Source organism: Blastomonas sp., assembly GCF_041747255.1.
In the GTDB taxonomy this organism is placed as follows: domain Bacteria; phylum Pseudomonadota; class Alphaproteobacteria; order Sphingomonadales; family Sphingomonadaceae; genus Blastomonas.
This window is the reverse complement of record NZ_JBGTFM010000132.1, coordinates 1-4,596: the sequence shown is the minus strand read 5'-3', so window position 1 is coordinate 4,596 and position 4,596 is coordinate 1. Positions and strand designations below refer to the sequence as shown.

Sequence of the window (4,596 nt, the reverse complement as noted above, 5' to 3'; positions counted from 1 at the left end):
TCAACGGATGGTCGCGCCTTGGGTCGGGCGGGCGTCGGTGATGTCATACGTGTCATGAACCTTACGTCGCGTACAACGGTGACCGCGCAAATCGGCGCAGACGGCGCTGCATATGTGTCCCACTGAAATCCGGCGCAGTTTGGTTGCAGCGGCTCTCACACTGACTGTTGCCTGCACGTCGAGTCCAATCGGCCGGAAACCAGACCTCACCCCCATACAGTCAACCGCCGACCGTGTTGCGATGGTCACCTACGCTTTGCCGCAGTCACTTGAAACAGCTCCCCATTTTCCGGGCGCAGGCGCGTCGTTGTGGACCGGCGACCGGGGCTCGCTGCTGGGTGACAGGCGCGCGATGCAACAGGGGGACATTCTGACCGTGGTGATCGAGATTGACGACAAGGCAGAAATTTCAAATTCATCCGACAGGTCCCAGTCTGCGTCCCAGACGATGGGTGTACCCAGTCTGGTCGGACTGCCACAAAAGCTCGACTCGTTGCTGCCAGCCGGCGCCACACTTGGCAGCGCTGTCGGCCTCAATTCCAATTCCTCGTCTCAAGGTGACGGGTCCGTGTCGCGCAACGAAAAGCTGACCCTGCGCATCGCGGCCACTGTCACAGATGTTCTGCCGAACGGCGTTCTCGCAGTGGAGGGCCAGCAGGAGGTGCGCGTTAATTTTGAACTGCGCGAACTCACGGTTTCGGGTTTCGTAAGGCCCGCCGACATCACGCGGCAGAATGAAATTACTTACGACAAGATTGCGTCAGCCCGCATTTCATATGGCGGCCGTGGTCAAGTCACCGATATGCAGCAGCCCCGCTACGGGAACCAAGCACTGGAAAAACTCCTTCCTTTCTGAACAGGTTATTCGTCACATGAAAAAAGTCATATTGCCGGTCGTTCTATTATGTGTCGGCGTTGGATCAGGGGTCGGAGCGGGCCTCATGCTCAAACAAGAGCCAGATAAGTCACTGGACGCCGCCGTCATTCCAGCCGCAAATGGACCCTGCGGCGACACTGCCGGCGTGCCAAGTACCGACGCACCCGTGACCCCGCTTGCATCTGACCTGGGTCGTGAGTTTGCACCATTGGAAAAACAATTCATCGTTCCCGTCATGCAGGACGAAAAGCTGGTATCGATGGCCCTGCTGTCTCTGAGCCTCGAAGTGCCACCCGGAGATGTACCCAAAGTCTATGCTGCCGAACCAAGACTCCGCGACCAACTCCTGCAAGACATGTTCAATCATGCGAGTATCGGCGGCTTTTCGGGCAACTACACCGACGCATCTAAAATGCGGATCCTCAGGCAAAAGCTGCTTGAATCTGCCCGAAACATCCTCGGGCCGACGGCACTTGATATTCTTATGGGCACCTCGATTTTTGACCATTTTCGTGGGTGCGCAGCGGTGTGTTTGGCGTGAAGCGGGAGGGAGGCAGTCGGTTGATGCCTGGCGCCCCTGGGACAGTGACGGCGCGGCACCGTTTACGCGCAGTTTTTACGGCCTTGCGGCCTGATCTTTGCGATCTGCTCGGTGGTTTGCTCGGTGTTCATGCTGGGCACGGGTTAATGCGGCGCAACTGAACGAGGCGCCGCATATTGTAGGCCAGGTTCTTCATCCCGATCTTCGCCTTCGCCCGCACCATGCCGATCGTGCGCACCAGCGTGCCGCCCATGTCGTTGGTCTGCGCGCCGAAGACATGTTCAACCCGGACTCGCACGGTCGATTTGGTCCGGTTGCTGCCCTTGGCTTGTTTGGTCAGAGGCTTGCCCCGTTTCCCTTTGCGGTGGATGTGGCTGGTCAGCTTCCTGTCCCGCAGCTTCGCCTCGATCTCCTCGGACCGATAGGCTGAATCCGCCCAGACGCCAGCACCGGTGTTGCCCCGCATCAGCAGGTGATCCACCGCTTGGCTATCATGCACGGCTGCGTCAGTGACGTCATAGCGCCGCACCAGCTTGTGCTTGCGGTCCACATTCACGTGATTCTTGTAACCGTAATGGCTCTTGCCATGCTTTTTCGTCCAGCGCGCGTCCAAGTCTTTCTGTGAGCGCATCGCGGGTTTGTTTTCCCAATCCTCGGGCACCTCGCCGCCCTTGATGGTCTTGTTTTCCTCGCGGGTGTTGTGGCTCTTCGGCACTGGCACGATGGACGCATCCAGAATCTGTCCGCCTCGCGCGATGTAGCCCTGCCGCGCCAAATAGCCGTCGAATTGCTTGAACAGCGCCTCCACCACGCCCGCCCGAGCCAGCGCCTCGCGGTAAAGCCAGACCGTCTTTGCATCCGGCACGCGGTCCTCCAGTCCGAGGCTCAGGAACCTCATGAACGACAACCGGTCACGCACCTGATATTCAATCTGATCGTCCGACAGGTTGTAGAGCGCGCTCAGAACCAGCGCCTTGAACATCACGATCGCGTCGATCGGCTTGCGTCCCGCCCGCGACTTACGCTTTGAATCCGGCTTGCGCCAAACCCCCTCAAGCGTTGGCCGGAACTCCTCCCAAGGCACAACGATGTCGATCGCGACCAGCGGGTCCTTTTTGGCGTCCAGGCTCGCATAGCGGTCTGAAAGATCGAAGAAACCCATCTGCGCCATCGTCATACCTCAAGCCATCGAAAACCTTAGGCATCATAACCCAGCGGTAAGGTCAGGGCAATTTTTCGAGGTGCCCTTATGCTGACGCTGATGTCGGGCCGTCCCTGTTCGGCCAGCCAGCGCAGGCATTGGCAGGCTTCGTCCATCATCAGGGTGTCCAGCGCGTCTGTCAGCCCGGCCCGCTGTGCAATGGCCAGAAACACGCCGGCAGACAGAACACCGCGTCTGGGGTGTTTCCAGCGCAGCAATGCTTCGAAACCGATGCACGATCCGCGCGCAACGTCGATCTGCGGCTGAAAGTAGGCTTCGAATTCATGGCGTTCGAGAGCGGTCTGCAATTCTCTGGCCAGTGCATTCTGTGCCATGACGTCATCAAGCATGCCTGTTTCATAGAAAACCGCCATGCCGCCCAGCTTTTTCGCCTCGTATAAGGCAAGGTCGGCGGCGGTCAGGACCGTTCCCCGGGCCCCCATGCCGATCCCGACGTCCAAAAGTGCGACACCCACAGACGCGCCGATATGCAGAAACTGACCCGCATAGCTGATCGGTTCCATCATGCGCTTGATGATTTCGTTTGCAAAATCATTGATTTGCGCTTGGTCTGACGGCATCCGCCGCACCACGATGAATTCATCGCCGCCGACCCGCGCGGCAAAATCGCCGGGGGGCACGGCACTTTCCAGCACGGCAGCGCAGTGTTTCAGGACATGGTCGCCCGCCAGATGGCCGTAGACATCGTTGACGGCCTTGAACCGGTCCAGATCCAGATGGAACACCACGACCGATCGCTGCGGCGGTAGGCCATCAAGCAGCAAAGAGATGTCTTCCAGCAGGTTGCGCCGGTTGCGCAGACCCGTCAATTCGTCGGTGACCGCAAGGCGGCGCAGGGCGTCCTGCTGTTCTTTCAATGTCGTGATATCGACCCACAGACCGACGCGGCCATCATCAACCGTTCGCCGTTCGACGATCCGCAGCCACCGCCCGTTCGACAGTTTCTGTTCGATTGCGCCGGGATTGTTCAGGTGGCGGTCCATGCGATCGTGAAGCCAGGCGGCCTCTTTCCCGATGGCTGCGGCATACTGACCTTTTTGCAGCCCGGCGCGCAGGATATCGACAAACATGATGCCGGGCTGCATGACCGCTGCGCTGGCGGGATAGAACGTGCGGAAGGTATCGTTGCAGATCACCAAACGGTCTGCGGCGTCGAACAGGGCAAAACCATCGGACAGGGCGTCGATGGCTGTCGTCAACCGCGCTTCGGCATTGTCGGCCTGCCGCAGGGCGTTCAACGTGTTCGTCATGTCCTGCGCCTGCACGACAATCGACGGCACCCGGCCCGCCATGCGCATGATATCAACATCAAGGATCATGTCCTGACGCCGCCGCAAGGCAAGCCGCAGGCGCACCCGCGGGCGGCGCAATCCGTTGAACCGTTGCAGGACCCGGTTCACACGCCCGGGCGGCAGATCGGGCAGCGCGTCGGACAGGTACAGCCGCTGCAACCCCCGCATGTTCAATCCCAGCATGTCACGCACAGGCCGGTTGGCCGCCACGATTCGCAGCGTTGCCGCATCCAGCACGATGATGAAGGACGAGGAATTTTCGAACAGCGGCAACAAGATGTCGCGGCCGATCAACTGCTGCATCGCCATCAGTTCAGCGTTTTGATCAGGGTCAATCTGCATCACAATCCCATACCATACCCTGTGGTCATAGGCGCGAGGGGTAAATCAACGTTTAAATCCGGCCCTGTCCGCCGCGTGTTCAGCCTTTGTCGGCCCGCCGGGCGAGGGTCAGGATCTTCTGCGCCTGAACCAGATGCGGCTGATCCAGCATTTGCCCGTCCATTTGCGCCACACCCGCGCCCGACATGGCAGCCACAACCCGTTCGGCGTGGTCGATCTGGGCCGCAGAGGGGCTGAAGGCCGCGTTGATGACAGGCACCTGTGCCGGATGAATGGCGAGCTTGCCATCGAACCCCTGGGCAAAGGCTGTTTCGGCTTCCGA

The 4,596-nt window shown here is 59.8% G+C and carries 6 protein-coding genes; 3 read left to right on the top strand and 3 right to left on the bottom strand.

The annotated features are described in order from the left end of the window. From ACEW8G_RS04740 to ACEW8G_RS04730, 3 genes are all read left to right on the top strand, one after another. The coding region (locus tag ACEW8G_RS04740; RefSeq protein ID WP_373487298.1) for a flagella basal body P-ring formation protein FlgA at positions 1-126 on the top strand (126 nt) is incomplete at its 5' end. Then, positions 113-856 carry a flagellar basal body L-ring protein FlgH gene (gene flgH / locus ACEW8G_RS04735; protein ID WP_373487296.1) on the top strand — a complete coding sequence of 248 codons (744 nt, stop codon included), beginning with the start codon at positions 113-115 and terminating at the stop codon, positions 854-856. The genes ACEW8G_RS04740 and flgH, both read left to right, overlap by 14 nt. A gap of 16 nt (positions 857-872) precedes the next feature. After that, on the top strand, positions 873-1,418 hold the full coding sequence (locus ACEW8G_RS04730) for a hypothetical protein (protein WP_373487295.1): 546 nt from the start codon (positions 873-875) through the stop codon (positions 1,416-1,418). Positions 1,419-1,545: 127 nt separating this feature from the next. Here the strand turns inward: ACEW8G_RS04730 and ACEW8G_RS04725 are convergent, their stop codons facing one another. From ACEW8G_RS04725 to ACEW8G_RS04715, 3 genes are all read right to left on the bottom strand, one after another. Further along, positions 1,546-2,589: an IS5 family transposase gene (locus ACEW8G_RS04725; RefSeq protein ID WP_373487297.1), complete on the bottom strand. Its 1,044-nt coding sequence runs from the start codon at positions 2,587-2,589 to the stop codon at positions 1,546-1,548. Between the two features lie 26 nt (positions 2,590-2,615). Next, positions 2,616-4,274, bottom strand: coding sequence for a diguanylate cyclase domain-containing protein (locus ACEW8G_RS04720; protein ID WP_373487294.1), 1,659 nt, complete (start codon positions 4,272-4,274; stop codon positions 2,616-2,618). A gap of 79 nt (positions 4,275-4,353) precedes the next feature. Further along, positions 4,354-4,596: HpcH/HpaI aldolase/citrate lyase family protein (locus tag ACEW8G_RS04715; RefSeq protein ID WP_373487293.1), on the bottom strand; the 243-nt coding region annotated here is incomplete at its 5' end.

Bases quoted from the DNA above. Each gene is read 5' to 3' on its own strand.
- flgH (WP_373487296.1), top strand. From the start codon at position 113: ATGTGTCCCACTGAAATCCGGCGCAGTTTGGTTGCAGCGGCTCTCACA.
- ACEW8G_RS04730 (WP_373487295.1), top strand. From the start codon at position 873: ATGAAAAAAGTCATATTGCCGGTCGTTCTATTATGTGTCGGCGTTGGA.
- ACEW8G_RS04725 (WP_373487297.1), bottom strand. From the start codon at position 2,589: ATGGCGCAGATGGGTTTCTTCGATCTTTCAGACCGCTATGCGAGCCTG.
- ACEW8G_RS04720 (WP_373487294.1), bottom strand. From the start codon at position 4,274: ATGCAGATTGACCCTGATCAAAACGCTGAACTGATGGCGATGCAGCAG.